Origin of the sequence: Streptomyces sp. NPDC059679, assembly GCF_042734105.1 — a bacterium.
GTDB lineage: Bacteria > Actinomycetota > Actinomycetes > Streptomycetales > Streptomycetaceae > Streptomyces.
This window is the reverse complement of sequence record NZ_JBHWES010000029.1, coordinates 34,498-57,397: the sequence shown is the minus strand read 5'-3', so window position 1 is coordinate 57,397 and position 22,900 is coordinate 34,498. Positions and strand designations below refer to the sequence as shown.

29 protein-coding genes and 1 pseudogene are annotated in these 22,900 nt (G+C 69.4%); 20 read left to right on the top strand and 10 right to left on the bottom strand.

Going from position 1 to position 22,900, the window contains the following annotated elements; translation table 11 throughout:
- Window positions 1-304: 304 nt before the first annotated feature.
- From ACFV2X_RS28290 to ACFV2X_RS28275, 4 genes are all read right to left on the bottom strand, one after another.
- Complete coding sequence (locus tag ACFV2X_RS28290) at window positions 305-523, bottom strand: hypothetical protein (protein WP_385621578.1); 219 nt, start codon at window positions 521-523, stop codon at window positions 305-307.
- Window positions 472-1,290 carry a M56 family metallopeptidase gene (locus ACFV2X_RS28285; protein ID WP_385621575.1) on the bottom strand — a complete coding sequence of 273 codons (819 nt, stop codon included), beginning with the start codon at window positions 1,288-1,290 and terminating at the stop codon, window positions 472-474. Before ACFV2X_RS28285 ends, ACFV2X_RS28290 begins: the two co-directional genes overlap by 52 nt.
- Window positions 1,287-1,673 (bottom strand): BlaI/MecI/CopY family transcriptional regulator, encoded by a 387-nt coding sequence (locus tag ACFV2X_RS28280; RefSeq protein WP_385621572.1) that lies wholly within the window; start codon window positions 1,671-1,673, stop codon window positions 1,287-1,289. The genes ACFV2X_RS28285 and ACFV2X_RS28280 overlap by 4 nt, the downstream gene beginning before the upstream one ends.
- 425 nt (window positions 1,674-2,098) lie before the next feature.
- Window positions 2,099-2,749: a class I SAM-dependent methyltransferase gene (locus ACFV2X_RS28275; protein WP_385621569.1), complete on the bottom strand. Its 651-nt coding sequence runs from the start codon at window positions 2,747-2,749 to the stop codon at window positions 2,099-2,101.
- A gap of 43 nt (window positions 2,750-2,792) precedes the next feature.
- On the opposite strand from ACFV2X_RS28275, the gene ACFV2X_RS28270 reads away from it, so the two are divergent.
- From ACFV2X_RS28270 to ACFV2X_RS28260, 3 genes and pseudogenes are all read left to right on the top strand, one after another.
- Window positions 2,793-3,302 carry a cytochrome c biogenesis CcdA family protein gene (locus ACFV2X_RS28270; protein WP_385621567.1) on the top strand — a complete coding sequence of 170 codons (510 nt, stop codon included), beginning with the start codon at window positions 2,793-2,795 and terminating at the stop codon, window positions 3,300-3,302.
- Window positions 3,302-3,625, top strand: a complete 324-nt coding sequence (locus tag ACFV2X_RS28265) for a cytochrome c biogenesis CcdA family protein (protein ID WP_385621564.1) — start codon at window positions 3,302-3,304, stop codon at window positions 3,623-3,625. Before ACFV2X_RS28270 ends, ACFV2X_RS28265 begins: the two co-directional genes overlap by 1 nt.
- Window positions 3,626-3,687: 62 nt before the next feature.
- Window positions 3,688-3,852: pseudogene (locus ACFV2X_RS28260) on the top strand (permease); the annotation flags it as partial.
- On the opposite strand, the gene ACFV2X_RS28255 reads toward ACFV2X_RS28260, so the two are convergent.
- On the bottom strand, window positions 3,845-5,011 hold the full coding sequence (locus tag ACFV2X_RS28255) for an NAD(P)/FAD-dependent oxidoreductase (protein WP_385621562.1): 1,167 nt from the start codon (window positions 5,009-5,011) through the stop codon (window positions 3,845-3,847). The pseudogene ACFV2X_RS28260 and the gene ACFV2X_RS28255 sit on opposite strands and share 8 nt — an antisense overlap.
- 36 nt (window positions 5,012-5,047) lie before the next feature.
- Entirely contained in the window at window positions 5,048-5,761 is a 714-nt protein-coding gene (locus ACFV2X_RS28250) for a GntR family transcriptional regulator (protein ID WP_385621560.1), read from the bottom strand.
- A 617-nt stretch (window positions 5,762-6,378) separates the two neighbouring features.
- On the opposite strand from ACFV2X_RS28250, the gene ACFV2X_RS28245 reads away from it, so the two are divergent.
- The 6 genes from ACFV2X_RS28245 to ACFV2X_RS28220 all read left to right on the top strand — a co-directional run bounded on the left by ACFV2X_RS28245 (window position 6,379) and on the right by ACFV2X_RS28220 (window position 11,841).
- Complete coding sequence (locus ACFV2X_RS28245; RefSeq protein ID WP_385621557.1) at window positions 6,379-7,509, top strand: Tn3 family transposase; 1,131 nt, start codon at window positions 6,379-6,381, stop codon at window positions 7,507-7,509.
- Window positions 7,510-7,614: 105 nt separating this feature from the next.
- Complete coding sequence (locus ACFV2X_RS28240; protein WP_385621555.1) at window positions 7,615-8,382, top strand: dienelactone hydrolase family protein; 768 nt, start codon at window positions 7,615-7,617, stop codon at window positions 8,380-8,382.
- A 653-nt stretch (window positions 8,383-9,035) separates the two neighbouring features.
- On the top strand, window positions 9,036-9,575 hold the full coding sequence (locus ACFV2X_RS28235; protein ID WP_385621552.1) for a site-specific integrase: 540 nt from the start codon (window positions 9,036-9,038) through the stop codon (window positions 9,573-9,575).
- Window positions 9,576-10,379: 804 nt separating this feature from the next.
- Window positions 10,380-11,000 carry a tyrosine-type recombinase/integrase gene (locus tag ACFV2X_RS28230; protein ID WP_385621549.1) on the top strand — a complete coding sequence of 207 codons (621 nt, stop codon included), beginning with the start codon at window positions 10,380-10,382 and terminating at the stop codon, window positions 10,998-11,000.
- A complete protein-coding gene (locus tag ACFV2X_RS28225; RefSeq protein ID WP_385621547.1) occupies window positions 10,997-11,323 on the top strand; it encodes a helix-turn-helix domain-containing protein in 327 nt (108 codons plus the stop codon). Before ACFV2X_RS28230 ends, ACFV2X_RS28225 begins: the two co-directional genes overlap by 4 nt.
- Window positions 11,320-11,841 carry a hypothetical protein gene (locus ACFV2X_RS28220; protein ID WP_385621544.1) on the top strand — a complete coding sequence of 174 codons (522 nt, stop codon included), beginning with the start codon at window positions 11,320-11,322 and terminating at the stop codon, window positions 11,839-11,841. Before ACFV2X_RS28225 ends, ACFV2X_RS28220 begins: the two co-directional genes overlap by 4 nt.
- Here ACFV2X_RS28220 and ACFV2X_RS28215 read toward each other — a convergent pair.
- Window positions 11,822-11,944: a hypothetical protein gene (locus ACFV2X_RS28215; protein WP_385621542.1), complete on the bottom strand. Its 123-nt coding sequence runs from the start codon at window positions 11,942-11,944 to the stop codon at window positions 11,822-11,824. The genes ACFV2X_RS28220 and ACFV2X_RS28215 overlap by 20 nt on opposite strands.
- A 463-nt stretch (window positions 11,945-12,407) precedes the next feature.
- Between ACFV2X_RS28215 and ACFV2X_RS28210 the strand changes: the two genes are divergently transcribed.
- The 3 genes from ACFV2X_RS28210 (at window position 12,408) to ACFV2X_RS28200 (ending at window position 14,709) form a co-directional block, all read left to right on the top strand.
- The gene (locus ACFV2X_RS28210; RefSeq protein ID WP_385621540.1) at window positions 12,408-13,628 is read left to right on the top strand and encodes a metallophosphoesterase; all 1,221 of its coding nucleotides are present in this window, start codon (window positions 12,408-12,410) and stop codon (window positions 13,626-13,628) included.
- A gap of 362 nt (window positions 13,629-13,990) precedes the next feature.
- Window positions 13,991-14,368, top strand: coding sequence for a winged helix-turn-helix transcriptional regulator (locus ACFV2X_RS28205; RefSeq protein ID WP_385621745.1), 378 nt, complete (start codon window positions 13,991-13,993; stop codon window positions 14,366-14,368).
- A gap of 125 nt (window positions 14,369-14,493) precedes the next feature.
- Window positions 14,494-14,709, top strand: coding sequence for a hypothetical protein (locus ACFV2X_RS28200; RefSeq protein WP_385621537.1), 216 nt, complete (start codon window positions 14,494-14,496; stop codon window positions 14,707-14,709).
- 279 nt (window positions 14,710-14,988) lie between these two features.
- Here ACFV2X_RS28200 and ACFV2X_RS28195 read toward each other — a convergent pair whose 3' ends face one another.
- On the bottom strand, window positions 14,989-15,243 hold the full coding sequence (locus tag ACFV2X_RS28195) for a hypothetical protein (RefSeq protein ID WP_385621535.1): 255 nt from the start codon (window positions 15,241-15,243) through the stop codon (window positions 14,989-14,991).
- 270 nt (window positions 15,244-15,513) lie between these two features.
- On the opposite strand from ACFV2X_RS28195, the gene ACFV2X_RS28190 reads away from it, so the two are divergent.
- The 6 genes from ACFV2X_RS28190 to rbsD all read left to right on the top strand — a co-directional run bounded on the left by ACFV2X_RS28190 (window position 15,514) and on the right by rbsD (window position 21,145).
- Window positions 15,514-16,557: a LacI family DNA-binding transcriptional regulator gene (locus tag ACFV2X_RS28190; protein WP_385621532.1), complete on the top strand. Its 1,044-nt coding sequence runs from the start codon at window positions 15,514-15,516 to the stop codon at window positions 16,555-16,557.
- A 307-nt stretch (window positions 16,558-16,864) separates the two neighbouring features.
- Window positions 16,865-17,941 carry a substrate-binding domain-containing protein gene (locus ACFV2X_RS28185; protein WP_385621530.1) on the top strand — a complete coding sequence of 359 codons (1,077 nt, stop codon included), beginning with the start codon at window positions 16,865-16,867 and terminating at the stop codon, window positions 17,939-17,941.
- 7 nt (window positions 17,942-17,948) lie between these two features.
- A complete protein-coding gene (locus ACFV2X_RS28180) occupies window positions 17,949-18,908 on the top strand; it encodes an ABC transporter permease (protein WP_385621528.1) in 960 nt (319 codons plus the stop codon).
- A gap of 12 nt (window positions 18,909-18,920) precedes the next feature.
- Complete coding sequence (locus ACFV2X_RS28175) at window positions 18,921-19,754, top strand: ATP-binding cassette domain-containing protein (RefSeq protein WP_385621525.1); 834 nt, start codon at window positions 18,921-18,923, stop codon at window positions 19,752-19,754.
- Window positions 19,747-20,745, top strand: coding sequence for a ribokinase (locus ACFV2X_RS28170; protein ID WP_385621522.1), 999 nt, complete (start codon window positions 19,747-19,749; stop codon window positions 20,743-20,745). The genes ACFV2X_RS28175 and ACFV2X_RS28170 overlap by 8 nt, the downstream gene beginning before the upstream one ends.
- 4 nt (window positions 20,746-20,749) lie before the next feature.
- The gene (rbsD, locus tag ACFV2X_RS28165) at window positions 20,750-21,145 is read left to right on the top strand and encodes a D-ribose pyranase (protein WP_385621520.1); all 396 of its coding nucleotides are present in this window, start codon (window positions 20,750-20,752) and stop codon (window positions 21,143-21,145) included.
- Here rbsD and ACFV2X_RS28160 read toward each other — a convergent pair.
- The gene (locus ACFV2X_RS28160) at window positions 21,135-21,320 is read right to left on the bottom strand and encodes a hypothetical protein (RefSeq protein WP_385621518.1); all 186 of its coding nucleotides are present in this window, start codon (window positions 21,318-21,320) and stop codon (window positions 21,135-21,137) included. The two genes, rbsD and ACFV2X_RS28160, sit on opposite strands and share 11 nt — an antisense overlap.
- 109 nt (window positions 21,321-21,429) lie before the next feature.
- Between ACFV2X_RS28160 and ACFV2X_RS28155 the strand changes: the two genes are divergently transcribed.
- The gene (locus tag ACFV2X_RS28155; RefSeq protein ID WP_385621515.1) at window positions 21,430-21,702 is read left to right on the top strand and encodes a hypothetical protein; all 273 of its coding nucleotides are present in this window, start codon (window positions 21,430-21,432) and stop codon (window positions 21,700-21,702) included.
- Window positions 21,703-21,934: 232 nt separating this feature from the next.
- Entirely contained in the window at window positions 21,935-22,210 is a 276-nt protein-coding gene (locus ACFV2X_RS28150; protein WP_385621512.1) for a hypothetical protein, read from the top strand.
- A gap of 24 nt (window positions 22,211-22,234) precedes the next feature.
- Here ACFV2X_RS28150 and ACFV2X_RS28145 read toward each other — a convergent pair whose 3' ends face one another.
- A complete protein-coding gene (locus ACFV2X_RS28145; protein ID WP_385621509.1) occupies window positions 22,235-22,882 on the bottom strand; it encodes a GntR family transcriptional regulator in 648 nt (215 codons plus the stop codon).
- Between the last annotated feature and the right edge of the window lie 18 nt (window positions 22,883-22,900).

Sequence of the window (22,900 nt, the reverse complement as noted above, 5' to 3'; positions counted from 1 at the left end):
GTGGGGTTTGCTCGCTGCGCAGGGCGCCGATTTCCTTGCGCAGCCGGGCCAGTTCCCGCCGGCCGGCGGCGGGATCACTCGAGGCACCGTGCCCCGGGCGCATCATGAACCACATCATCGGGCCCACGCCCAAGGGGCACAGGAGCACGGGAAGTATGTAGAGCAGCTTGTCCATGATGAGGCTCTGTCTTTCGATCACGGTGTTCAGATCTGGAGAGGGCCCGCGCCAGGAAGTGCCGACAACCTAATCTCCTAAGGTAATTAGGTTAACAGGAGCGCGTCTCACCCGGAGGCGGCGAGCAGGTCAGCGCATCGTAGTGACCTGGGAGGCCGGAGTGCCTTGGGGGCAGTAGTCCATCTGAGTCGCGGCGGCGGCCGGACCGCCGAGCACCAGCACCGGCAGCGCGAGCGCGGCGGCCGCGGTAAAAGACCCCGCCGCGATACGGGCTCGGCCCAGCGGCTGCGGGGCGATCAGGCGGCGCACCCGCTGGGCGGCGGTGCTGCCGCCCGCTGCGAGGGCCACGGCCGGTACGGCGTGCGCCCCCGGCCGGAGGCGACCGCCAGCAGAGCCTCGGCGACGGTCAGCCGGTCAGTGCGGGCTGCCGCCGCATCGTCCGCGCACAGTTCCACCAGCCGGGCCACCTCGGCCCGCCCGTCCCGGAAGAGCGGGATCCTGGGAAAGGCGCGGGCCATGGCGGCGGACCAGGTGAGCACCAGGTGGTGACGCTCCGCGAGGTGGGCCCGCTCATGCGCGAGGACGGCCGCCGGCTGGGCGTGGCCCAAAGCGCGCAGCGCGCCAGCGGTGATCACGGTGCGGCGCCGTCGACCGGGCAGGCAGTACACGGCAGCTTCATCGTGGTCGAGCAACGCGAGTCCCCGCTTGCCATCCTCGTCGGCAACCAGGTCCAGAACCTCATGGTGACGCGCCCGCTCCCGTGCGGCCCGCAGCAGCGCGGCCGCCAGGCAGTACGCGGCGCGCACGAGCACCGCCAGGGCGAGCACGGCGCCGCTCGCCGCCGCGGCGGCTCCGCCGGGCGAGGTGTACTGCGCGCGCAGCGCCATCACGCACGACTGGAGCAGTGCCGCCAGATTCCCGCTGACACGCCCCGTGGGTACGGTCAGCGCCACGCCCGCCATCACCGCCGAGGCGAGGGCCGATACACCCTGAGCCAGCCAGATGGTGATCCCGAGTCGGGGTGCCCGGTCCGTCCAGCCGCCTGGGCGCAGCAGGCGGCCGCCCGCGGTGGCCAGGGCGGCGGCGTAGCCGAGCAGCGCCAGCGCGACGATCAACGCTCGCGCCCCTCGCCGCGGGAGCCGCCGTCCCGGACGGCACCCAGCAGGCGGCGCAACTCCTCCGCCTCTCCGGGCTCCATACCTTCGACCAGATTCATCACCGCCGCCGCCCGGTCGTCGGCGACGGCCAGCACCTCGCCCATCAGGTCGGCGACATACTTCTCACGGCTCGCCGTCGCCCCGTAGCGGAAGGCCCGCCCCTCCTTCTCCTTGGACAGCCAGCCCTTGCGGTACAGGATCTCGGTCACCGTGTGGACGGTGTTGTAGGCGGGCTCGGGGTCGCGGTCGAGGCGCTCCAGCACCTCGCGTACGCGCAGCGGCTTGCCGGCAGCCCACACCGCGTCCATGATCGCGGCCTCCAGCTCCCCGAACTGCGGCATTAGCCCTCCTTCTGACCTCGGCACCTCGCGGTAAATCCTAAGCCGCATAGGAAGCGACGGGCAGCGGCATGGGCGCCGCGCCTGGTGCTGTGGCGCCGAGCACCACGGCGGCAGCCGCGTCCGGGGAAGCCAGAAGCCATGGCATCCATGGACATGAAGATCGCCCGGAATGCACGCAATGCCGATGACTCCCGGCGCGACCCATGCCTCCATGCACCACTGCATGCACATGTGCATGCACGACTGCCCGTGTTGCGGTCCGGAGTGCGAGATGTGCTGTGAGCAGGGCTGCGACAAGGCGTGTTGCGCCGACGACGGCATGGCTGCGGGCGTCCGCGCACCTGTCGAAGAAGGGGGATTGCTGCGAGGACTGCGCGACGGCATGCGACGCACCGGCCCCTCGCCCGACCGCCCGTCCTTCGCCGCTATCGCCCGTCAGCGGCCGGCGGGCGGGCGGTGCCGATGATCGACGGCGAGGCCGGGTTCGCCCGCCCGTTGATGAGGAAGTCGAAGCGGCGTACGTCCTTGGCGACGAAGCCTGCATCGGCGATGGCCCGCTCTGTGTCCCGGGTGACGTGGCACCCGCCGCCCAGGAGATGCCAGAAGGGATCGATGATCCGCTGCATCCGGTAGAAGCCGGGCCGCGGTGAGCGGACGTGCTCATAGAAGCGCAGTTCTCCCGTCGGCTTGAGCACACGTGCGGCCTCGGCGAGCGCGCCGGGTACGTCGGCAATCGAGCACAGGACGAGCGACATCACCGCCACATCCATGCTGGCGTCCTCGACGGGCAGAGCCTCGGCCCGGCCGGGAAGGACCTCCACCGGCGCGGCGGCTTCGGCGGCGGCCTTCTCGGCGAGGGCGCGCAGCCTCGGCTCCGGTTCCACCGCGATGACCTGTTGGACTGCCGACGGGTAGTGCCGGAAATTGGCGCCCGCCCCCGCACCGATCTCCACGGCCCGGCCACGCGTGCCCCTCAGAAGCTCAGTGCGGTGTTCGAGGGAGCCGTGCGCCTCGGCGAAGGCGTTGATCCGCGGGTAGACGCGTGCGAACAGCGGATGCGACACCGTCCTGGCCATACTGGCTCCTTCGTGTCGACTGTGTCGTTCGTACGAGTGCGGGGTGCCCCCGCTCCATTACCTAAAAAGCTTAGGAGTAGCCTCGCGGTGCGTCCAACGCGACGCACCCGCCTGTACCTCCCCGTCATGGAAGCCCTTCCTTGAGCGCCGGTATCACCGAACTCGTCACCAGCGGACCCTTGCTGCTCGCGGCGCCGCCGGAGCGGCGTCGTTCTTCTCCCCGTGCTGCCTGCCGCTGGTACCCGGCTACCTCTCCTACGCCACCGGCATGTCCGCCGACGACGTCCAGGACGCCAGGCCAGGACGAGGCCGCATGGTGGCCGGGACCGCGCTGTTCATCCTGGGCTTCTCCGCACTGTTCGCCAGCTACGGCTACGCCGGCAACGTCCTGCTGGAAAACCAGGAACGGCTCACCCAGATCCTGGGCGCCCTGACCATTGTCCTCGGCCTGCTGTTCCTCGGCGCCTTCGAACGTATCCCCATCGCCGGACGCACCTTCCGCATCGCCTACCACCCGCGCGCCGGGCTGGCCGGAGCGCCCCTGCTGGGGTGATGTTCGGCCTCGGCTGGACCCCGTGCATCGGCCCCACCCTCGCAGCGGTCCTCAGCATGTCCGTCACCACCGGCACCGCCGAACGCGGCGCCCTGCTCGCCTTCGTCTACAGCCTCGGCCTCGGACTCCCCTTCCTGCTCGCCGCCCTCGCCTTCCGCCGCGCCCTGCGCGTCTTCGGCTTCACTCGCCGCCACACCCGCACGATCATGCGCATCGGCGGCGCCATGCTGATCGTCGTCGGGATACTGCAAGTCACCGGGGCCTGGACGTACTTCACCGGCCAGCTGCGCTACTGGGTCACGGGCTACCAGCTGCCCCTGTGAAGCCGCGATGACAGGACTCCCGACGCGCACGCCCTCAGAACACCCGGCCCCTGACCTGGTAAATCACCTGGGCGCTGATCCTCGGCTTCGCGCTGTCGGCTGTCGTACGGGCGGTGGTGCGCAGGTCAACGGTCGTGCGGCTGCTCGGCGACGACCGGCCCCGTACCCTGGCGCTCGCCGCGGGGCTGGGAGCCGCCTCTCGCAGTGGAGTGCTGCCGGCTACTGCTCGCCCAGGCTGGTGGCGTGCTGATCCACCTCGATGTCCGAGCGCCGTACGCCGGTGAATCGTGTGGGCCGGAAGGCCCCAAGGAGGGCCTGTTCCGAATCGGTTGTGATCTCGGCCGCGACCAGCCGTCCCAGAATCGGCGCCAAGGTGACCCCGCTGTGCGAGACGAGGCAGTAGACGCGGGACTGCGCGGAGGCGTAGCCGGCGACGGTGTGGCCGTCTGCGGGCAGTGACCGGAAGCCGACGCGCAGGTCGATCTTCGGTGCCCGGCCCGGGGCGGGCAGCAGTGCGGAGAACCGCCGGGCGAGGGTGCTCGCGATGTCCCCGTCCGCGGACGGAGGGTCTTCTGGATCGACGTCGGCGTTCAGATCGAGAGCCTGCAGGACGGTATGCCCGCCGGCCGCGGGGCGGAGGTTGAGGCCAGGGCTGTGGATCACACAGCGCAGGTCGAGTTCCGGGGACCTGGCGTACCCGAGCAGACCGACGGTCTGCGATCCGCGACCGGTATCCGTCACCATGGGAACGTCGATCCCGGCCCGTGCGGCGAGGCGTTCTGTCCAGCGGCCTGCCGCCAGGACGACTCGATCGCCCGTGCAGACCTCGCCTGTGGCCAGGGTGACGGATACCCCGTCAGACCTGTCGACGATGGCCACGACCTCACCGATCGCGCACGTGGCTCCGTGCTGCTCGGCGTCCGCCAGCAGGTTGTTCACAAAGCGGTCCGGCAGAACGTATCCCTCGCTGGGAAAGTGTGCGATGCCCGTGATGGCCGCCGGGATGCGGAGATCACCTGCGATCCGCGTTGCTTCGTCGGGCGTGACCCAGTGTGCGGGGTAGCCGAGGGCCTGCAGTCGTTCCACGTTGTCGGCGAGCCGCTGCTCGTTTGCGGCGTCTGCCCACTGCAGCGCCCCGCTGGGGAAGTACGACGGCACGCCGGGCAGTTGCTCGGCGAGCCTGGCGTGCTCCTCCATCCCCGCGAGGTTCAGCCGGTGGTAGTCCGGGGCGGGCTTCCTGCTGGAGTTGGTCCAAGCGAATGTGGTCGCGGTCGTACCGGTGCCGGCTCCCCACTGATCGAGCAGGAGAACGTCCTCGCCGGCGACGGCAAGCTGCCGCGCGACGCTCACCCCCAGCACGCCGGCACCGATGATAATGACCTTCATTGTGTGCACATTTCCCTTCCGGCAGCGGCACGCTGCTCATATGGCGGGGACGGGAAGCTCCAGGAAGAACTCGGCGGTTCCCGGACGGACGAGGGTCGTGACCACCTCGACGGTGCTTCCGTCATCGGCACGCAGCTCCCTGCGCCTCATCAGCGAGGGCGTCCCGGTCTCGCTGTCCAGCAATGCGGCGTCGTGCTCGTCCAGAGCCACCGGGTCGAGGTAAAGCCGGATCGCGTCGATCGGCACTCCCCTGCGCTGTAGATACGGGAGGGTGACGAGGTCTTCGAGGTTCTCGTTCAGCAGGTCGGGGGCGGCCGCGAAGAGCACGACGTGCCGCTCGACCGACTGAGGCTCCTCGCGGACGTTCAGCTTGCGGCGGACCAGTTCCACTACGGCCGTGTCGGCGGAGGCACCGGGGAGGGCCGGGATGGCGTCGGCGGCCCTGACAATCCGCGCCGAAACGACCTCGTGTCTGCCCGGTGCCCCCTTTGCGGCTGCCGTGGGGGTGACGAAGTTGAGCAGATTGATCTGCCGCGTCACATCCGCGACGAACGATCCGTGGCGCCGCCGGCGGATCGCCAGTCCCGCCTCGGCCAGGTCGTTGAGGACCCGTTGGGCCGTGGCACGGCTGACGCCGTACTCGGCGGAGATATCCATCTCGCTTGGCAGACGCGAGCCAGGCGGCAGGGCCCCAGCCCGGATCTTCGCTTCGAACTCTCGCCTGATCTGCACATAGAGCGGCACGGTCATGGTTAGACCGTACATTCACTCAATTGACTGGTAAGAGCGAGCTGATCAGCCAGTTCTTCTGCGTCCGCGCCTTATGGGCGGGGCGCTGTTCGCGACCTGTCCCACACGGTTGCCGCGCAGGTTCGAGGGCGACCACCAAGCCGAGCCGACGACAGGGGCGCGGTTGCGCCTGGAGCCTTCCGGAACGCCGATGACGGGCGAGATCGGACCCGCCTTCACCGATTCACTGAAGACACGCCGGCCCCGTAACGGCCGGCGCCGTTCCCACAGCGGAGATCCTTTCAGCCGGAAGTCGAGTGCCAGCGGGCTGGGCTCTTGCCTGATTCGTCATGTCGGTCTCCTGCCTGATCTGCGCGGTGACCAGTACCGTTCCTAGAACGTACAATCATCCAATTGACCGGTCAATAGCGAGGTCGCAGAGGATCTACTCAGCGGGGAAACACGTGTGCCCGTTTGGCACCGGGGGCCGTGACCTCCCAGCTGCGCTGGGAGGTCTTGGAGTACTGGGAACCACGCGGCTGCCGGTACCTTGTGGCCGAGCCTGCCTCCCCGCCGTTTGGGTGAGACGGGAGGTGGTGTCAACGTGAGAGTCCGGGCGGCGCGGTACGTACAACGGCATGGCCACTCATCCCGATCCCCTGCCGAACCCGGAGACCGTGAGCAGCAAATCCCAGGCGGGACGCAAGGATTACAGCGAGCGCTTCCTGGGACCGGCCGTGCCTCTGCCCTTGCCCGCCGGCCTGGGCATCGAGACGGTGATCCTCCCCTACACCAACTTCAGCGTCGTCTTCCGTCCGGACCGGCGGCTGGCCGCGGCAACAGGCGTCACGATCGACGGTGCGAACCTCATCGAAGCGCCCCGCGACGACGACTGGCGCTCCGACCCCCGCCTGCCCGAAGCCCAGCAGGCCGGCCACCCCATCTGCAAAGACAACCCCCTGAAACAAAGGACACCTGGTCCGCCGCCTCGATCCCACCTCCGCTTCTGGAAGGTCGCCGCGTTCATGCCGAACGGGGACATGGCGTCCACCGCCTACGTGCTCGACCAGAGCCCCGACCTCACCAAAGCCGCCGCTGCCCAAGCCATGGCCAAAGCCGCGCGGGCCGGAGACCCGCCCCCACTCGGAGCCTTCCGCACCTTGGTCGCCGAGCTCACCGGCCTGGACCTGGGACCGCTGCTGGCCGCCGACCAGCTTCCCGCGATGCGCGCAGCACGGCGCTGGACGCTTCTGGAACTGACCTTCTACCGGCCCTCCAAGCAGAGCGAGTACGCGCACATCGACGCCCTGTTCGGCCAGCCGGGCAAGCACGTCATCGACTTCGACCTGATCGAGTCCCAGTTCCGTCACCTGATGCGGGTGGCCGTCTCCGTACGCGAGGGCACCATCTCCTCCTCCACACTGCTCAAGCGCCTGCGCTCGGGGTCGAGGAAGAACGCCACCTACGCCGCCTTCCGCGAGGTCGGCCGCGTGATCCGCACCGTCCAGCTCCTGAGCTACCTCTCGGACGCGCCGCTTCGTCGACGGGTGACCGCGGCGACCAACAAGGTCGAGTCGTTCAACCGGTTCTCCCAGTGGATTGGCTTCGGCAACCGCGGCGTCATTGCCGACAACGACCCCATCGAGCAGGAAAAGGCGATGAAGTTCAACGCCCTGCTCACGAACGCGGGCCTGCTGCGAGGGTCAGCCTCCAACACCGTGGCCCGGGCAGGTGATCCGATACCGCTGCCGTGGGGGCGGGGTTTGTGACGGTTCTTGTGGGCCCTCGCCGTATTTCAGAGGGATACCCGCGCTGTTCTGCCAGCGGCAGAACAGCGGCCGGACCGGGCTCGACGATCACTACAGTCCAGTCTCATGACGACGATTACGACGCGTACGGTCGAGTATCCGGCCGACGGTTTGACGATGATCGGGCACCTCGCGCTCCCGGCCGGTGTCGACCGCCGGCCCGCGGTGCTGCTCGGACCAGAGGGCATGGGGCTCAGCGACGTCGAGCGCCGCCGGGCCGATGCTCTCGCCGAGCTGGGATATATAGCGCTGGCCTTCGACCTTCATGGCGGGCGCTATTTGGGCGACCCCGAGGAGATGCTGGCCCGTTGCCTGCCGCTGCTCGCTGATCCCGAGCGGATGCGAGGCATCGGCCATGCGGCGCTCGATGTGTTGCGCACCGAACCGCGGACCGACCCCGACCGGATCGCCGCCGTCGGCTATGGCACGGGGGGTGCCGTCGGGCTGGAACTCGGGCGCGGCGGCGTCAGCCTGCGCGCGATCGGGACAGTCAACGCACTGACCACGGGCCGACCGGGCGAGGCGGCGCGCATTCGCTGCCCGGTGTGGGCCGGGGTCGGGTCGGAAGACCCGATCATGCCGCCCGCGCAACGGAACGCGTTCACCGCTGAGATGCAGGCCGCGGGCGTCGACTGGCGCCTCGCGGTCTACGGCGGCGCCTTGCACGCCTTCCACCACCCGCCGGTCGACCACCCCGTGGTCCCCGGCGTCGGCTACCACCCACGGCACGCGCAGCGAGCCTGGCGCGACATCGTCGACCTGCTCGCCGAGTGCCTGCCCGTGACGGAGGATCTGGGGAATGACCCAGGTAAGCATGCTGGCCCCGGGCACTGACAGCCCACTCCCCTCAAGTCCGCACAGCAGAAACGCATTCGGGCGGTTGCTCGATCGCGGAGACGTATTCACAACTACCGCAGTAAATACCGGATTTACTGCGGCAGAGCCCCTACCGTGACCACCGCGACCTGCGGCGGACCAATCCGGCCGCCGGGGCGAGGTGTACGCATTTACTGCGGCAGTACCGGAAGGGCGGGACGGCGGGACGGCGTGACGGCGTGACGGCGTGACGATCGAACCGGTGACCGAACTCGGCAGCGGGGGCGCACTTCGGTTGCCGCGCGCTCGGGTCGTACCTCTGTCCGCCCCGCCGACGTCGTACACCGCGGGGGTCGAGCGGTACCTCACCGGCGCGGGCATCGCGAAGTCCTCCGCGCGGATCTACCGGATCTCCCTCACGACGCGGGGATGGATGCTCGCCGGCGAACCACCGCCGACCGGACCCGCCCGCCGAGGCGCGAAACCGCCCGTCTTCCATCGCGCGCAAGGCGATCGGCTGGTGGCAGCGCCAAGGCTGGATCGAGTGCGATCCGACGATCGGCATCGAGCGGCGGCCGGCGCCGCCGGACCACACCAAGGCTCTCGCGGAGAACCAGATCGCCGCCCTGTGGCGCCTCCACGTCGCGCTGCGGGAGAAGACGCAGTGGAAGATGCTCTACGAGTCCGCCGCACGGGCCGACGAGGTGCTGTCCCTCGACGTGGAGGACCTCTACCCGCAGGACAAGCGCGGCAGGATCACCGCCAAGGGCGGGGCGACCGCGTGGATCCACTGGCAGTCCGGCACCGCCCAGCTCCCGCCCCGCCTCATCGCCCGCCGTACCCGCGGCCCGCTGTTCCTCACCGACCGCAAGGCCCCGGCCGGAACACGCACGCTCGACGTGTGCCCGGAGACCGGCCGGGCCCGGCTCTCCTACCGCCGCGCTGAGGAGATCTTCGAGGGGAACACCCGGCTGCCGGCAAACCCCCTCGCCTCGCCCGACGACATCGAGGACCTGGATGGCTGGACGCTTCGCCGGCTACGTCACAGTCCCCTGACGCACGACGCGGAGGACGGCACCTCCACCCCGATGCTGCTGGCCCGCTCCCGCCACGCCTCCGTCCGCTCCCTGGAGCGCTACGCCCGCCCCGGCGTCGACTCGGTCGCCCGGCACGTCGCCGAACGCGACCCCGCCGCACGTCGCCGCAGGTAAATCCGAGCGGATCAGTGCTTCAAGATCATCTCATTGCCCCTTTGGCGCGCATCTCGGAACCGGCGCGAATCGCATCTGATGCGAACTGGCATCATTTTGCGCCGCGTTGTGCGGGCGGGCATCGGGAAGCCGCTGATCAGCGGATAGAGGGTCCATCAAGGAACCGCTGAAACGGTAGCCGATGGCCGGGCTGGTGGCGTCCCGCTTCACTCGATCGGATGGCTGACCTGCTGTTCCGCTCCGAGCTTCGCATCTGATGCGAAATTCTCGCGCCAGATGCGATCTACGGAGCGTAACGGTATTGGCGGGCAAAGAGGGGGCGGCACCGGGGGCCGCAGCTGTACCTGGCCGACGGGGTGCCGCTGCTGCGGCCGGAGGAGCAGGTCTTCGAGGCGATGCTGGACGGCTGGCGCAACCAGCAGCTGGCCCGGAACCCCGCGCTGTCGACTATCAACGGCCGTGAGCGGAAGGTCCGGGCGTTTGCCGCACACGCGGACGTCTTCCCGTGGAACTGGTCCTCGACGTTGGCGGACGAGTGGTTCGGCGACCTGCGGGCCATCCGCGGCTGCGTCCGTTCGACGCTGCGCGGCTACCAGGAAGCCGTGCGGCTGTTCTGCGGCTACGGGACCGATCCGGCCTACGGCTGGGCCGCCGAGTGCGAACGACGCTTCGGCACTTACCCGATCCAGGTGTGTCACGAGTGGAACACCGCCGTACACATGCAGGAATGCGAGGCCGAGGCCCCAAAACGGGCCTTCACCCGGGACGAGTTGCAGGCGTTCTTCGACCACGCCGACGGACGAAGTGTGTCGGGTCCGCGGCCGGGGCCGCAAGGGCTGGCTGCCCGCCTTCCGCGACGCGATGCTGTTCAGGACCGCGTACGCATACGGGCTGCGACGCAACGAGACGCGGATGCTGGACACGGCCGACTTCGGCCGCAACCCCGAAGGGGCGGAGTTCGGCGAGTACGGCGTCTGCTACGTCCGCCACGGCAAGGCCAAGAAGGGCTCACCGCCGAAGCGCCGCAGCGTGCTGACTGTGTGGGACTGGTCGGCCGAGATCCTGGGCCAGTGGGTCAGCGAGGTGAGACCCGCCATGCGGCACGCGGACGGGACGGCCCTGTGGCCGTCCGAACGCGGCCGACGGGTCGGCCTGCAACGGCTCGACTCCCGCTTCGCCGCCTGCCGCGACGACCTCGGCCTGGCCCCGGCCCTGGACTTCCACTCGCTACGAAGGTCGTACGTCACCCACCTCATCGAGGACGGCTGGGACCCGCTGTTCGTCCAGCAGCAGGCCGGCCACGACCACGCCTCCACCACCTCCATCTACACCTGCGTGTCCTCAGACTTCCGCACCCGCACCCTGCGGCGGGCCCTGGACGCCACCATCGAGGCCGCGCTCAAGCCCGCGAGGAGGGCCCGATGAAACGCCAGGTCAGCTACCAGTGGCGGCTGCGCGAGCGGATGGCCGCAGCCGGGGTGTTCGCCACCAGCGAGCTTGCTCTGCCGCTCGCCGAGCGGGGCATCAACCTCTCCCTCTCCCAGGTCCACCGCCTTGTCACCGGCACCCCCGAGCAGCTGTCGCTGCCGTTGCTGGCCGCGCTCTGCGACATCTTCGAGTGCACCCCGGCCGACCTGATCGCCACCAAGGCTGAGAACGCAGCCGTCCGCAAGGTCGCTACCGGCGATGCGGTGGTCGACCTGTCGGCGGTCCGTCCCGAGCGCGCCCGCATCCGGCCCGAGGGATGAGCCGCACCCGCGTCCGCGCCGAAGACCTGTTCTGCTCGCGCTGCCGTCGGGCCGTGCGTGTCGGGGCGGCGCACTGGCCCGAGGGCTACCTCTGCCCGCGCTGCTACGACCATGCGCTGGAGACCTACGGGCCCTGCACCGGCTGCGGCACTGAGCGGCTGACGCCCGGCCTCGCGCCGGACGGCGGCAAGCTCTGCACCGACTGCGCCGGCGGCCTCGGAGACTTCACCTGCGAACAGTGCGGACGAGAGGTCAGGCGCTACCGGCGCGGAGTCTGCGGCCAATGCGTGCTGGCCGAGCGCCTTGGCGAACTCCTCGACGACGGCAACGGCTCCATCCGGGCCGAACTCCTCCCTCTCTTTGACGCCCTGCGACAGACGCGCCGCCCGAAGAGCGCCCTGACCTGGACCAGCAAGCCCCACGTCCAGCGGAACCTGCGAGCCCTGGCCCGCGGCGAAGTGCCGCTCACCCAGCCTGAGCCGGCTCACCCCCTGGCGTTCAGTTGCCTACCTGCGTGATCTGCTCATCCAGGCCGGGATCTTGCCACCGGCCGACCGGCAGCTGCTGCTGTTCCAGCGATGGCTCGCCGAGAAGCTGCCCGCCATCGACGATGCCGAGCACCGGCAGTTGCTGGAGATCTTCGCGGCTACACCACTCGGCGGGACACCATCCAAGATGACAAGAAGTACGTTCGGCTCCTGGAGTTCAAGGTGCAGGCGGATGACGTGATGCACCGACAGATTCGTACCAGCCGTGGCGTCATCACCAAGTACGGACTCCCTAACTCGGGGTACATCAAAGCCCTGTTGCGGGAGTGCATTGACCGGCTTCAGTACGGCCGGTGCTCGCCATCATCGGCTCAGGCCATCGTCCCGCCGACCGCGCCCTCCACTGGCGGCGGTACCAAGCCGGGGCAGTAGCACCCTGATCGCGGCTCATGCCAAGAGAGGTGTCTGCGGCGGCGTCTTGCCATCTCGCAGAAAACCCTTCGTCCCAAGGGGCCGCGCCCGTGAACGCCGGTCCGGCCGGTCCAAGGCGACCCGATACAGTGCGCAAGACGGCAGCCCGGTCAGGGAGGGGAAGCGTGACCGACACCAGCAACACCCGGCCCACCGAAGGTGAAGCGCAAGCGCCGCGGCAGAGCCGACTGCACCGCCTGATGCGCTACATCCCCCTGATCGCCCCCGTCCTGCTGTGGGCCGTGCCCTGCTGGGTGCTCCTGCACAGCGGCCAGCACTGGCCGCTGCCCGTCATGCTGGCCGGCACCGCCCTGTTCGCCCTCGGTCTTATCGGTATGCCGCTCATGCTGGTGCGCGGCCACGGCCGCCGCCAGCAGGACCGGGCGGCGATCACCGGCGACACCCTGCTGGGCACCAGCTGGATTCTGTTCACCTGGTCCATTCTGCTCGGCGTCCTCTTGCGGCTCGCCCTGACCGTGGCCGGCGTCGGCGAGAGCCAGGACCGGGCCCGAATCGTCACCTGGTCCGTCCTCGGCACAACCGCCGTACTGCTCGGCTGGGGGTACGCCGAGGCCCGCCGCGTACCACGCGTGCGCCAACTCGACGTGCAACTCCCGCGGCTGGGTGCCGGGCTGGACGGCCTCCGCGTCGTCCTCATCACCGACACCCACTACGGCCCGCTCGATCGCACCCGCTGGTCGGCGCGGGTATGCGAGACGGTGAACACTCTGGAAGCCGACCTGGTCTGCCACACCGGCGACATCGCGGACGGCACGGCCGAACGCCGCCGCGCCCAGGCCGCCCCACTCGGTACCGTGCGAGCCACCCGGGCCCGTGTATACGTCACCGGCAACCACGAGTACTACAGCGAGGCCCAGGGCTGGGTCGACCTGATGGACGAGCTGGGCTGGGAGCCGCTGCGCAACCGCCATCTGCTGCTCGAACGCGGAGGCGACAGCCTCGTGGTCGCCGGCGTGGACGACGTCACCGCCGAGTCCTCCGGCCTGGCAGGCCACCGCGCCCACCTCGCCGGAGCCTTGAACGGCGCCGACCCCGACCTACCCGTCCTGCTCTTGGCACACCAGCCCAAGTTCATCGACCGGGCAGCGGCCGCCGGCATCGACCTCCAACTCTCCGGCCACACCCACGGCGGCCAGATCTGGCCCTTCCACCACCTCGTCCGCATCGACCAGCCCGCCCTCGCCGGCCTCAGCCACCACGGCCCCCGCACCCTCCTCTACACCAGCCGCGGCACCGGCTTCTGGGGCCCACCGTTCCGCGTCTTCGCCCCCAGCGAGATCACTCTGCTCGTGCTCCGCTCCCCGCACCTGCCCACCTCGACATAGCACTCAACGGGCCGACACATCCGCTTGGAACCGGCCACGAGCCGAAGGATGCGGCGTCCACAGATGACCAGGCCCGCCTCTTTGCAGCGCGCGTAGGGATCACGACGTATGGCAGCCCGTCTTGCAGGTTTTGCCGAGGAGCGCCCGGACTTCCTCCTCTGACAGCAAGGCCGGCTTGATGTCTTCTCTCACGGTCGAGCGCCAGTGCACGTTGTCTGTGCCAGACAGCGGTAGCCACTGACGAGCGACATCCGCCGAGCTCGCCCTGATCACTCAGCGCGAGCCCCATTGCGGCTCGGCCGCGCACAAGCGACACCACGGCAGGGCGATAAAGACGCTGCACGGGGCAGCGGCCCGCAGCGCTGCACGGCGTCGACGCCGAAACACGGACGGTTTTCCGGGCGGACTGCCCCAGCCGGCCGATCCTCGACCAGATAGCGGACAAGTGGTCGATGATGGTGATGGCACTGCTGGAGCGGCCCACCCGGTTCAATGAGCTGAAGCGAGGTCTGGAGGGCGTCACACAACGTGTCCTCACCCAGACACTGCGCCGTCTCGAGCGCAACGGCATGATTCAGCGCACGGTGCTGCCGACCTCACCGGTCGGCGTCCAGTACTCGCTCACACCCCTGGGCGAGTCCCTGCGCGAGCCATTCGGGCAGCTCTATGACTGGACCGTCGAGCACAGCGAAGAGATCCAGAGCAGCCAGCAGGCGTACGACACCAGGGCTGACGCTTAAAATCCGGCGCGCTCGCGGATTGGCATGCGCAGCGCGGCGGCGCTGGGCTCGGGATGACTCGATCGGGGTCTCGCGGGGGCCCGCAGGACGATGCGCCGCTCGGCGAGCATCACGCCTGGCGCGAGATGCGCCGACAGCAGTCCTCGGAGCGGATCTGTGTCGAGCACGCCAATGCCGAGCTGAGGCAGTGGCGGCAGCTCCAGCGTTACACCAGCCCCCGCGAGAACTACGCCGAGGCCCACCAGGCGATTGCCTCACTGCTCTCGGACCGCTCAGCCCGTCGGCCAACCCGCCGCAGGCCAAGCACCGAGTTGGTGCTCGCCTGGCAGGCGACCTGCTGATCCCCCACCAGCCGACCCGCCAGGCCAGCACGCCCAGACCTCAATCGCGGACCGAGTCGTAAGACCGATGAGAAACGCCAACTCGGATGAGAACTACGTCAACCCAAACGGTATACAAACTAGGCGAACCAGGCTGCCGCATGCGCTACCGCCCGGTCGGGTGGCGGCTTCGTGCCGCCACCCCTCGGCCTGTTCCTGCTGGCGCCGGGCTTGGTCGGCGCCTCGCCGGTACGCGGGCGGCCTGTTCGGCCAGACGCTCGGCTATATCGGGCGGGAACGTCACGCCGTCGGCGCCCAGGACGAGGTCGGCGAGCGGGAAGCGTTCGCGGACAACTGGGTCGCCGGCGCACGGCGGGTGGTGCGGTCCGAACAGCCGCAGGCGCTTCGTCCACACTGCTGTCCGCGCTCGTGGGGTTCTCCGAGCCCGGCCTCGGCTGTTTCGTCGCGGTGGTAGAGCGTCCAGGCCGGGGTGCCCTCGGCGAACAGGACGTGCGGGATGCGGGTGTCCGGGCGCATGAACCACACGTCCCGCACGCCGGCGACCTCCTGGTTGTCGTCCTCAGGAAGACACCAACGCAGGGGGCGGCGGATTCATCCCGCCGCGATGATCAGGGTGATGATCAAGGTCACGCCCGAGTTTCACCCATAAAGGAGAGTTTCGAACTCTTTACCAAAGGATTTCGGACAACCTCTTGCGCATCGGCGGATCAGGGGTCGATATTCATCCAACGCAACCGCATCAACTCGTGTTGACAACACGAGTTGATGCTTACAAAACGCAGCCCCGCATCGAAGGAGGGTCCGATGGCAACTCGCCGCGACGTGGCGCGCCTGGCGGGCACCTCCGAGGCCCTGGTCAGCTACGTCCTCAACAACGGCCCCCGCAAGGTCGCCCCCGCCACCCGTGAGCGGATCCTCGCGGCGATAGACGAACTCGGCTACCGCCCCAACGCGGTGGCCCGGTCCCTGAAGACCTCGCGGACCATGACCTTCGGGCTGGTCGTGCCCGACAATTCCAACCCCTTCTTCGCCGAGCTGGCCCGCGTCATCGAGGATGTCGGCTTCGCCTCCGGCTACACGATGCTGCTGGGCAACGCGATGGGTGACGACGCCCGTGAGGCGACGTACATCCGGACCCTGCTCGACCGGCAGGTGGACGGGCTCATCGTGGTCCCGATCCACGGCCCGCACAGTTGGGTCGCAGAGCTGTCCGACCAGACGACCGTGCCCCGGCTGGTGCTCGACCGCGAGCTGGAGCTGCCGGGGGCGACGCAGGTGCTCACCAACAACGAGGGCGGCGCGTACCAGGCCACCTCCCATCTGCTCGGTCACGGCCGGGAGCGGATCGGGTGCATCGCCGGGCTGGAGGGCGTGCACCCGACGGTCGACCGGGTCGCGGGCTGGCGCCGGGCCCTCGTCGAGGCCGGGCGGGATCCGGGGAGCGCGTCGCTGACGCATGTGCCGTTCGGACGGGCCGACGGGTACCGGGCCGGCCGGCGGATGCTCGCGGACGCGGGACATCCGGACGCGCTCTTCGTGGCGAGTGACGAGCAGGCCATCGGCGTCCTGCGCGCCGCCGCCGAACTGGGGCTGCGCGTCCCCGACGACGTGGCGGTCTGCGCCTTCGACGGTATCGACGGCAGCGAGTACACGGTGCCCGCGCTCACCACCATGCGGCAGCCCTTCGACGAGCTGGGCCGCTCGGCCGTCGAGTGGCTCCTGGCCAAGATCGCCGACCCCGCCCTCCCGGTACAGCGCATCACCCACCCCACCACCCTGATCGCCCGCGGCTCCTGCGGCTGCCCGGACCCCGCCGGGGGCGACTCGATGATCGGCGAGCGCTTATAGCGACGGCGGGCGAGCGATTATAGCGGGCGACCGGTTGAGGCGCCCGGCTCGCACCGAAATGCCCGACCCATACGCCGCGTACACCCCGTACGACTCGTACGACCCGTCTGACCCGTACGACGGACTACGACCTCACCGTGGGCCCCGGCTCACCTGGCCCCGAGCCCAAACTCGGCCCCCGGCCCCGGACTCCCGGACTCCGACCCAGCCTCCCCCAGCCTCGGAGTCCGAGCCCCCCGCGCCCCGCGCCCCGCGCCGACCCCACCCCACCCCGTTTTGACGCAATGACGCGACGAAAGGCACACCCATGAACACCAACGTCACCGCCAACTCCGGCGCCACTGCCAACCGCACCGCACGCAGAGTCCGTTCCGCCACCGCTGTCGCCGCCGCCGCGACGATGCTGCTGGTGGTGGCCGGTTGCGGCCGGGGCGGGGACAGCTCCAGCAGCGGTAGCAAGTCGGGCGAGGCGAAGATCGCCATCGTCACCCGGGACTTCACCAACCCCTACTGGGCGGCGCTGCGCGACGGCGCGATAGCCGAGGGCAAGAAGCAGGGCGTCAAGGTGGAGGTCCAGGCGGGCGCGTCGGAGACCGACAGCACGGGTGAGAACGCCAAGATCTCCACCCTCGCGGGCCAGGACTACAACTGCTTCGGCGTCGTACCGGTCAACGCCACCAACGTGATCACCCCGCTCGTCCCGGTCGCCCAGAAGAAGATCCCGATCCTCAACCTGGACACCCAGATCGACGCGAAGTCCTCGAAGCAGGCCGGGGTGTCGTACGCCTCGTTCATCGGCTCGGACAACCTGTCGGCGGGCGAGAAGGCGGGCGAGGCCCTGCTGAAGCTCATGGGCGGCAAGGGCGAGGTGGCCCTCCTCCAGGGCATCGCCGGTGAGCAGAACGGCATCAACCGCCAGAAGGGCTTCTCGGAGAAGGTCGCGGGCAAGCTGGACATCGTCGCCACCCAGCCCGCCGACTACGACCAGGCCAAGGCGCAGACGGTCACCGAGGCCATCCTCAAGGCCCACCCGAAGATCACCGGTATCTTCGCCGCCAACGACACCATGGGTCTGGGCGCCGCGCAGGCGGTCCGCAACGCCGGTCTGACCGGCAAGGTCCACATCATCTCGGTGGACGGCATCACCGCCGCGCTGAAGGCGGTCAAGGCGGGCACCCTCAGCGGCACGATCTCCCAGTACCCGTACGCCGAGGGCCAGTTGGCCGTGCAGGCCTGCATCAACCTGGTCGCCAAGAAGAAGGTGCCCACCCGGATCGTCGCCCCGATCGCCCTGATCGACTCCAGCAACGTGGACAAGGCGATCAGCTCCTTCCCGCAGCCGTTCGCCCCGTTCGACAACCCGCTCACCTCGGCCGGGAAGTGAGCTGATCATGGCTGACACCCAGGCGCCGGGACGGCCCGGCCTGGACTTCTCGGTCGCGGCGGCGGCACGGTTCGCCGCCCCGATCGGGCTGGGCGTGGTGTTCCTCGTCTTCTTCATCGCCACGCCCGACTTCCTCACCACGTCCAACATCAGCGACCTGCTGGTGTCCGCCTCGATCCTGCTGGTCCTCGCCATGGGCCAGCAGCTGGTGGTCACCGTCGCCGGTATCGACCTCTCGGTGGGCTCCAACCTGCCCTGGTCGGCGGCGGTCCTCGGGTACGCCTACACCAGTGGCTGGGGACTGGCCGTCTCCGTCGGCCTGGCCCTGCTGGCCGGGCTGGCGGTGGGCGTGGTGAACGGCCTGCTGGTGGCCCGGCTGAACATGACCGACTTCATCGTCACCCTCGGCTCGCTCTCCGTGGTCAGCGGTCTCACCCTGCTGCTGACCAGCGGCAACACCGTCCCCGTGAACTCGGACTTCCTGCGCGTTCTGGCGATCAACGGCATCGGCCCGCTGCGCTGGTTCTGGGTGCTGGCCTTCGTGGTGGCCGCGCTGGTGGGCTTCCTTCTCTACCGCACCCGTACCGGCACCTATCTGCTGTCGACCGGCGGCAACATCGAGGCCGCGCGGGGTGTGGGCATCCACGTCGACCGTATCCGGCTGATCGCGTACGCGAGTTCCGGGCTGGCCTGCGGGGTCGCGGCCGTGCTGTTCGTGGCCCGCACGGGCGGCGCCGACCCCAGCCTCCAGACCGACCTGCTACTCAGCTCCATCGCGGCGGTGGTCCTCGGCGGGTCCAGCCTGTTCGGCGGGAAGGCCTCCGTATTCGGCACGGTGACCGGCGCGTTGCTGCTCCAGAGCCTCATCAACGGTTTCACTCTGGTCGGCATCTCGCAGTACTACCAGCCCATCGCGGTCGGCACCGTCGTACTCGGCGCGGCCTTCATCTCCCGGTTCCAGAAGTAGGAGAAGCCAGCCATGACGGACACTCCGGCCCGTGTGACGGGCATATCCGCCGCCCCGGCCAGCCAGAGCGCCGCCTCGGCCAGCCAATTCGTCTCCCCGCTCGTGGAGATTACCGGGCTGCGCAAGTCCTTCGGCGCGGTCCACGCGCTCCAGGGCGTGGACCTGAAGCTGGCCCCCGGCGAGGTCACCGCGCTCCTCGGCGACAACGGCGCGGGCAAGTCCACGCTGGTGCGCTGTCTGACCGGTGTGCACCCGCCGGACGCGGGCGAGATCCGCTTCCGGGGCGAGCAGATCCGGTTCCACTCCCCCGACGACGCCCGGCAGTTGGGCATCGAGACGGTGTACCAGACCCTCGGCCTCATCGAGGACCTCCCGGTCTGGCAGAACCTCTACCTCAACCACGAGCTGACCAGCGGCTTCGGCCCGTTCCGGGTGCTGGACAAGAAGTCCATGATCGCCCAGAGCCGCGACATCCTGTCCCGGCTGGACGTGAACGTGCCGAACGTAAGGGGCACCGTGCGGCGGATGTCGGGCGGTCAGCGGCAGTGCATCGCCATCGCCCGCGCGGCCAACTGGGGCCGCACCCTGGTCATCATGGACGAGCCGACCGCAGCGCTGGGCGTCCGGGAGACGGCGGCCGTGGAGGAGCTCATCGACCGGCTCCGCGAGGCGTCGGTGACCGTGCTGCTGATCAGCCACGACATGGCGCAGGTGCTCCGGGTCGCCGACACCGCGTACGTACTGCGCCGAGGCCAGACCGCCGCGCGGCGGGCCGTCTCCGCCACCACAGGTGACGAGTTGGTCGGGCTGATCACCGGGGCCGTACAAGGGGACGCGCATGCCTGAGGCTGGTCCCTCATCCGCCCCCGTACCCGAGCCCGTGACGGGTACGTCACCCCTCGTCGTGGTGATCGGCTCGGTGAACATCGACCACGTCGTCGTCGCCGACGCCTTCCCCTCCCCCGGCGAGACCCTCCTCGGCCGTACCGCGTACGTCACCCTCGGCGGCAAGGGCGCCAACCAGGCGGCTGCGGCGGCCTCCGGGGGCGTTCGTACGGCGATGATCGCCCGGGTGGGCGAGGACGCCGAGGCGGACCGGGCCCGTGCCCGGCTGGTCGCCGGCGGAGTGGACGTCGAGGCGGTGACCACGGTGCCCGGCGCCGAGACCGGTACCGCGTGGATCACCACGGCGGCCGGGAACAACACCATCGTGGTGGTCGCCGGGGCCAACCACCAGTGGCCGTCCGAGGGCGACCCCACCGAGGGCCTCGGGGCTCAAGCGGCCGTCGTACTGGCCCAGTTGGAGATCCCGCTGGACGTCGTACGACGCGCGGCGGACGCCTGCCGGGGCCGGTTCCTCCTCAACGCCGCCCCCGCCGCCGAACTCCCCGACGACCTGATCGCCCGCTGTGACGTGCTCATCGTGAACGAGCACGAACAGGCGGTGGTGTCAGGGCAGTTGGCGACAAAAGGGGCGGAGGGTACGCCGGAGGCCGCGGCCGTGCGGAATGCGCACGACGCGCTGCGCGCCCGGGGTGCCAAGGCCGTGGTCACCACCCTGGGCGAGGCGGGCGCGGTCGTCACCGACGCCGACGGCGTCTCCACCGCGCTCCCGGCCGTCCCCGCGACCGTCGTGGACACCACGGGCGCCGGTGACGCCTTCGCCGGGGTGCTCGCCGCCCGGCTCGCCGCCGGTGACTCGCTCCTGGACGCCGCCCGCCTGGGCATCGCCGCGGGCTCCCTGGCCGTACGGGTCTCCGGCGCGCCCCAGCAGTACGCCGACCTGGCCACGCTGCGCGCCCTCACCCCCACCACTCCCCCTACCGAAGAGGACTGAACCCGTGCAACGCAGAGGCATCATCCACCGCGAGCTGGCCGGGCTGATCGCCGGTCTCCGCCACACCGACACCTTCGTGATCAGCGACGCCGGGCTCCCCCTGGCACCCGACACCCCCGTCGTGGATCTCGGCTACCGGTACGGCCACTCCCCGTTCCTGGACGTCGTCCAGACCGTGCTCCACGAGATCGTTGTCGAGCACAGCTGGGTGACGGACAAGGTCCGCGAGGTCAACCCCACCATCCACACCGGCCTGCGCTCCTTCGGGCTCAACCCCGAACTCGTCGACCACGACGAGTTCAAGGCCAGGGTCCGGGACGTCAAGTTCGCCGTACGGACGGGTGAGGACACCTTCTACGCCAACGTGCTCTGCCGCGCGGGGGTCCCCTTCACCCCGTGACCGCCGCCTGCGTGACGGGCAGCCGGACCTGGAGGGAGTAGAACCGTGTGGTCTGGGCGGCGTTCTGGTTGTCGTCGCTGTGCAGTGCGCGACCAAGCCCCGCCTGGCCCGGGAGATGATCGCCGTCCGCGCGGACAGCGTCGCCGAACGCCCGCGCCCTTGCCAGAAACCTCATCCGCCCTGGTAGGGCCGGTGAATCGGGTTTCCGGAAAACTGACCGAGGTCGCCAACTCGGCGAGGAAAAGATCCGGTTCACGCCAAGCGACCGGGCATTCCTGGCAGCGGTGCTGCACCGGCTGCCGCTGCACGTCCTGCGACAGTTACGGCTGCTCGTACGCCCCGACACGGTACTGCGTTGGCACCGCAACCTCGTCGCACGCCGCCATGCCGCGTCCTGCCAACCCGAATGCCCGGGACGGCCGCGCACGGTGCGCTCGATCCGCGTCCTGGTGCTGCGCCTGGCGAAGGAGAACCCGAGCTGGGGGTACCGGCGCCTGCACGGCGAGCTGCTCGTGCTGGGGGGAAGGTGGGCGCCTCCACCGTCCGGGAAATCCTGAAGGAGGCCGGTATCGACCCAGCACCCCAGCGGAGCTCCAGCACCTGGGCCACCTTCCTTCGCTCCCAGGCTGATGCCCTGCTGGCCTGCGACTTCATGGAAACAGTCACCCTGTCGGGGATGCGGATGTACGTACTCGTGGTGATCGAACACGGCAGTCGCCGGATCCGCATCCTGGGCGCCAGCACGCATCCGACCGCCTCCTGGGTAGCCCAAGCGGCGAGGAACCTCGCATGGACCTCGAAGACCCCGGCTGCCGGGCACGGTTCATGATCAGGGACCGGGACGGGAAGTTCCCTGGACTGTTCGATGCCGTCCTCAAGGACGCGGGGATCGAGGTCGTGCTCAGCGGCATCCAGATGCCGAGGATGAACTCGATCACGGAAAGGTGGATACAGACCTGTCGCCGCGAACCCGACACGTCAGCCCACCTCAAGATACGTCGGCACGATCGCCTCGGCGGCATGCCGAAACATTCCCGGCTCGAACGCGCAGCACGATCGAAATAAACGGTACATAACGTTCCGGAAGGTTCAGGGTGACGCCGGCACGAAAGCCTTGGCGTTGGAGAGGTGCTGATCGAGCAGCTGGGTCGCCTCCTCGACCTTGGCCTTCCTGATCAGCTCCGCGATCTTCCGGTGCACTTGCAGCATCTCCGGGAGGTCGTCGCTCGAACGGTCCACGGACGAGATGGCCAGCTGCAGCTCCGCGAGGAGCGACCTGGCGACCTCTGTGAGCCGTGGACTGCCGAGGAGTCCGACGATGGCCACATGGAACTGCATATGGGTCCGGGAGATCTCGACCGGCCGCCCTTCCTTGACGGCCGTCTCGTACTCCTCGAGCCTGCCACTCAGGGTCGTCAGGTCCCCGCGGCTGGCATTCACGACCGCACGCACCCCGGCCAGCTCCAGGATGCGTCGGGCGCGGAAGATGTCCTCCACCTCGGCCTCGTTGAGCTGTCGGACCAGGACCCCCTTGTTGGGCTCCCGGACGGCCAGCCCCTCACCGATCAGGAGCTGCAGCGCCTCCCGCACGGTGCTCCGTGACACGTTGAGGCTCTCCACGAGCCCGCTTTCGCGCAGGGCCGTGCCGGGCTTCAGGCGCCCGTCGAACATCTGCTCCCGCAGAGCCCCCGCCACCTGCTCGACAACACTGGAGCGGTCGAGGTTGATCGATTCCATGGACTCAATCTAGCGCAC

What these genes read in the sequence shown, in the direction of transcription:
- ACFV2X_RS28220 (WP_385621544.1), top strand. Translation starts at nt 11,320, where the DNA reads ATGAGCCGCACCCGCGTCCGCGCCGAAGACCTGTTCTGCTCGCGCTGC.
- ACFV2X_RS28245 (WP_385621557.1), top strand. Translation starts at nt 6,379, where the DNA reads ATGGCCACTCATCCCGATCCCCTGCCGAACCCGGAGACCGTGAGCAGC.
- ACFV2X_RS28240 (WP_385621555.1), top strand. Translation starts at nt 7,615, where the DNA reads ATGACGACGATTACGACGCGTACGGTCGAGTATCCGGCCGACGGTTTG.
- ACFV2X_RS28190 (WP_385621532.1), top strand. Translation starts at nt 15,514, where the DNA reads ATGGCAACTCGCCGCGACGTGGCGCGCCTGGCGGGCACCTCCGAGGCC.
- ACFV2X_RS28185 (WP_385621530.1), top strand. Translation starts at nt 16,865, where the DNA reads ATGAACACCAACGTCACCGCCAACTCCGGCGCCACTGCCAACCGCACC.
- ACFV2X_RS28170 (WP_385621522.1), top strand. Translation starts at nt 19,747, where the DNA reads ATGCCTGAGGCTGGTCCCTCATCCGCCCCCGTACCCGAGCCCGTGACG.
- ACFV2X_RS28265 (WP_385621564.1), top strand. Translation starts at nt 3,302, where the DNA reads ATGTTCGGCCTCGGCTGGACCCCGTGCATCGGCCCCACCCTCGCAGCG.
- ACFV2X_RS28250 (WP_385621560.1), bottom strand. Translation starts at nt 5,761, where the DNA reads ATGACCGTGCCGCTCTATGTGCAGATCAGGCGAGAGTTCGAAGCGAAG.
- ACFV2X_RS28160 (WP_385621518.1), bottom strand. Translation starts at nt 21,320, where the DNA reads ATGAGGTTTCTGGCAAGGGCGCGGGCGTTCGGCGACGCTGTCCGCGCG.
- ACFV2X_RS28255 (WP_385621562.1), bottom strand. Translation starts at nt 5,011, where the DNA reads ATGAAGGTCATTATCATCGGTGCCGGCGTGCTGGGGGTGAGCGTCGCG.
- ACFV2X_RS28180 (WP_385621528.1), top strand. Translation starts at nt 17,949, where the DNA reads ATGGCTGACACCCAGGCGCCGGGACGGCCCGGCCTGGACTTCTCGGTC.
- ACFV2X_RS28200 (WP_385621537.1), top strand. Translation starts at nt 14,494, where the DNA reads ATGCGCCGACAGCAGTCCTCGGAGCGGATCTGTGTCGAGCACGCCAAT.
- ACFV2X_RS28150 (WP_385621512.1), top strand. Translation starts at nt 21,935, where the DNA reads ATGGACCTCGAAGACCCCGGCTGCCGGGCACGGTTCATGATCAGGGAC.
- ACFV2X_RS28145 (WP_385621509.1), bottom strand. Translation starts at nt 22,882, where the DNA reads ATGGAATCGATCAACCTCGACCGCTCCAGTGTTGTCGAGCAGGTGGCG.
- ACFV2X_RS28175 (WP_385621525.1), top strand. Translation starts at nt 18,921, where the DNA reads ATGACGGACACTCCGGCCCGTGTGACGGGCATATCCGCCGCCCCGGCC.
- ACFV2X_RS28280 (WP_385621572.1), bottom strand. Translation starts at nt 1,673, where the DNA reads ATGCCGCAGTTCGGGGAGCTGGAGGCCGCGATCATGGACGCGGTGTGG.
- ACFV2X_RS28235 (WP_385621552.1), top strand. Translation starts at nt 9,036, where the DNA reads ATGCTCTACGAGTCCGCCGCACGGGCCGACGAGGTGCTGTCCCTCGAC.
- ACFV2X_RS28225 (WP_385621547.1), top strand. Translation starts at nt 10,997, where the DNA reads ATGAAACGCCAGGTCAGCTACCAGTGGCGGCTGCGCGAGCGGATGGCC.
- ACFV2X_RS28275 (WP_385621569.1), bottom strand. Translation starts at nt 2,749, where the DNA reads ATGGCCAGGACGGTGTCGCATCCGCTGTTCGCACGCGTCTACCCGCGG.